Origin of the sequence: Amycolatopsis rhizosphaerae (genome assembly GCF_007713715.1) — a bacterium.
Classification (GTDB): domain Bacteria; phylum Actinomycetota; class Actinomycetes; order Mycobacteriales; family Pseudonocardiaceae; genus Amycolatopsis_E; species Amycolatopsis_E rhizosphaerae.
Genome location: NZ_VJWX01000594.1, coordinates 1 through 3996, shown reverse-complemented (window position 1 = coordinate 3996; position 3996 = coordinate 1). Strand labels below are relative to the sequence as shown.

The window sequence follows — 3996 nt, the reverse complement described above, 5'->3', positions numbered from 1 at the left end:
GTGTAGCCGAGCGAACCCGCGTGGGGCAGGCGCAACAGGGCGGAAAACTCGGCGAACGCGCCCGGGCCGTCCGGCTCCGGGACGGTACGGACGGCCATCGGCACCGCGACCGGCTCGTGCAGGTCGTCGGTGTCGCCGACCCGGCCGACCACCGCCTGGACCTCCACTTCGGACGGAGCGAGCCCGGCGAGGTCCACCCTGGCCCTGACCCGGACCTCGCTGCCGACCTCCAGCGTCTCGTTCGGCTCGACGGTCAGCTCGGTGTCGACCACCTTCACCCGGTTCCACACCGTGTCGATGCGGGTCCGGTACCGGGTCAGCGACTTCGCGCCCTCGTAGCCGTCGCGGGCGGCGGCGGCCACCGCGACGGCCGCGGGCTGGTAGCACGACTCCACGTACTCGCGGACCATCCGCGAGGCCTGCACCCGCGGGCCGAGCGTGTCGAGCGTGTGCCACACCATCGACATCCAGCCCTTCGGCACCCCGTTGCCGTCACGCTTGTAGAACAGCGGCGCGACCTGCTGCCCGAGCAGGTCGTACAGCGCCGCGGCCTCCAGTTCGTCGCGCCGCAGGGGATCCCGGATGCCGTCGGCGGTCGGGATGGCCCAGCCGTTGCTGCCGTCGTAGCACTCGTCCCACCACCCGTCCCGGATGGACAGGTTGAGCCCGCCGTTGAGCGCCGACTTCATGCCCGAGGTGCCGCACGCCTCCAGGGGCCGCGTCGGGTTGTTCAGCCACACGTCGCAGCCGCGGTAGAGGTAGCGGGCCATCGACATGTCGTAGTCGGGCAGGAAGACCAGGCGCCGCCGGATCTCGGGATCGTCGGCGAACCGGACGATCTGCTGGATCAGTTGCTTTCCGCCCTCGTCGGCGGGATGGGACTTGCCCGCCACCACCATCTGGATCGGCCGTTCCTCGTCCAGCAGCAGCTCGCGCAACCGCTCGGGATCGCGCAGCATCAGCGTGAGGCGTTTGTAGGTGGGCACCCGGCGGGCGAACCCGACAGTCAGCACGTCGGGGTCGAACACGCTGTTGACCCACCCCAGTTCCAGCGCCGAGGCGCCGCGCTGCAGCCACGAGTCCCGCACCCGGCGCCGCACCTCGGCGACCAGCTTCTGCCGCAGGTCCCGCCGCAGCGCCCACAGCTCCTCGTCGCTGACCCCCTGGCGGCTGGGCAGGTGGGCCGGGTCGAAGTCCGGGCCCCACCCGTCCTCCTCCCGCTGCTTGCCGCCCAGGAGCGCGGTGAGTTCCCGCGCCACCCAGGTCGGGCCGTGCACCCCGTTGGTCACCGAGGTGATCGGCACCTCGTCGGAGTCGAAACCGGGCCACAGCCGCCCGAACATGCGTCGCGTGACACGCCCGTGCAGCGCGGACACACCGTTCGCGCGCTGCGCGAGCCGCAGTCCCATGTGGGCCATGTTGAACATGCCAGGGTTGTCCTCCGCGCCGAGCGCGAGGATGCGCCGCGTCGGCAGCCCCGGCACCAGACGGCCGTCGCCGAAGTAGTGCTGCACCAGGTCCACCGGGAACCGGTCGATCCCCGCCGCAACGGGCGTGTGCGTGGTGAAGACCGTGCCGGCCCGCACCGCGGACAGCGCCTCGTCGATTCCGAGCGCGCGCTCTTCGATGATCTCGCGAGCCCGTTCCAGGCCGAGGAAGCCCGCGTGCCCTTCGTTGGTGTGGAACACCTCGGGCTGCGGGTGCCCGGTCAGCTCGCAGTAGCGCCGCACCGCCCGCATGCCGCCGATTCCGGCCAGGATCTCCTGGCGGATGCGGTGGTCGGCGTCGCCGCCGTAGAGCCGGTCGGTGACCCGGCGCAGGTCCTCGTCGTTGACCTCCACGTCGGTGTCGAGCAGCAGCAGCGGCACCCGGCCCACCTTGGCCTGCCACACCTGGGCGTAGAGGTCCCGTCCGCCGGGCATCGCCACGTGCACCAGCACCGGCTCCCCGGCGTCGGTGAGCAGTTGCAGCGGCAGCGCGCTCGGGTCGATCACCGGGTAGTGCTCGATCTGCCAGCCGTCCAGGGACAACGCCTGCCGGAAGTAGCCCGACCGGTAGAGCGGCCCCACGCCGATCATCGGCACGCCGAGGTCGGAGGCGGCCTTGAGGTGGTCGCCCGCCAGCACGCCGAGCCCGCCCGAATAGTTCGGCAGCGCCTCGTGCACCCCGAACTCCATGCAGAAGTAGGCCACCGCGCTCGGCGCGCCGGGCCCGCGTTGCCGCTGGTACCAGCGATCCTCGGTGAGGTAGTGCCGGAGGTCGTCGGTGGCCGCGCGCGCCCGGGACAGGAAGTCCTCGTCGGCGGCCAGTTCGGCGAGCCGGGCCTGCGGCACCGCGAGCAGCATCCGCAGCGGATCGCGCACCCGGCGGAACAGTTCGTCGTCCATCGAGGCGAACAGGTCCCGCGTGGGCGGATGCCACGTCCACCGCAGGTTCGTCGCCAGCTCACGAAGGCCGGCGAGCGACGGCGGAAGGCTCGCGCGAACGGTGAACCGGCGAATTGCTCTCATAGCCACTGACGATATCGGTATGGTTCGCGTGTCTGTAGGTGATCAGGGAACGGTGAACATGCGTACAGGGGGATCGCGGCGGCCGGTGGCCGCCGTCATCGCGGGAGTGCTGGCACTCGGCCTGGTGGCCTGCGGTGGCAAGAGTCCGGGCGGCACCGGAGGGAGCACCTCGCCAGGCTCGGTGGACGGGCTGCCGGTGACCCATTTCAGCAGCGGGCTCAAGGCCGACGCACCGAAACCACAGCTCCAGGTGCGCAACGTCGCCGACGACGAGTCCGACCGCGTGGCCACGGCCACCATCGCCGACGTCGAGGCCTACTGGTCGCAGCAGCTGCCCGCCGACTTCGGGATGCAGTTCCAGCCGGTGAAGACGCTGCTGTCCTACGACTCCAACGGCCCGAACCAGCAGAGCGGCTGCGGGGACACCAAGAAGCTGATCAACGCCTTCTACTGCGGCAAGGACGACTCCGTCTCCTGGGACCGCGGTGTGCTGCTGCCCGCGATGATCGACCAGTTCGGCCAGCTGTCCGTGGTCACCGTGCTGGCGCACGAGTTCGGGCACGCCGTGCAGTTCCGCCTCATGGACAAGGCTGGCATCACCCGTAACACCCCGACGATCGTGACCGAGCAGCAGGCCGACTGCTTCGCGGGCGGCTACTTCCGCTGGGTGGCCGAGGGCAAGAGCAAGTACTTCAACGTCTCCACTTCGGAAGGTCTCAACGCGGCGCTGTCGTCGCTGTTCCTGGTGCGCGACACCGCGGGTGAGTCGGCGCTGGGCAAGGACTCGCACGGCACCGCGTTCGACCGGCTCTTCGCCTTCCAGGCCGGTTTCGAGAAGGGCCCGAAGGAGTGCGCGGGCTTCCGGCTGGAGAACATCAAGCCCCGCCTGACCGAGCGCGCCTTCGACAAGGACGACAAGAAGGAAAACGCCAACGCGGGCGACATGGCGATCGACAACAAGGCCATCGGCTACCTTCAGAAGAGCCTGGACTCGGCGTTCCAGCCCGCCGGGGTGGCCGGGCCGAAGATCGTGGCCCAGGGCGGCAGCTGCCAGGGCGGTCCCGCCACCCCGCCTGCCTCTTACTGCCCGAGCTCCAACACCGTCACCGTGGACCTGCAGGCACTGGCCGCCCTCGGCAGGCCGGTGGACCAGCAGGGTGAGTTCAGCGGGCAGTCCAAGGGCGGGCACGGCGACTTCGCCGCCTTCGCCGAGATCGCGTCCCGCTACGCCCTGGGCATCCAGAAGGCCAAGGGCGCCTCGATCGACAACACCAACGCGGGCCTGCGCACCGCCTGCCTCGTGGGCGCCTGGGCCGCGGTGACCGCCACGACCACGGAGCAGGGAGCGATGCGGCTGTCGGCGGGCGACCTCGACGAGGCGATCTCCGACTTGCTCCGGCCGGACAGCCTGGTCGCCTCCGACGTCAACGGCAAGCGCGTGGACGCCGGGTTCAGCCGGGTCGAAGCCATGCGCGTGGGTTACCTG

General features: G+C 70.6%; 2 protein-coding genes. One reads left to right on the top strand and one right to left on the bottom strand.

What is annotated here, in order from left to right:
* Nucleotides 1-2510, bottom strand: a 2510-nt coding sequence (gene glgP / locus FNH05_RS33815; RefSeq protein ID WP_144592922.1) for an alpha-glucan family phosphorylase, incomplete at its 3' end; no start/stop codon positions are given.
* 58 nt (nucleotides 2511-2568) lie between these two features.
* Here glgP and FNH05_RS33810 point away from each other — a divergent pair.
* On the top strand, nucleotides 2569-3996 hold a 1428-nt coding region (locus FNH05_RS33810; RefSeq protein ID WP_144592921.1), incomplete at its 3' end, for a neutral zinc metallopeptidase.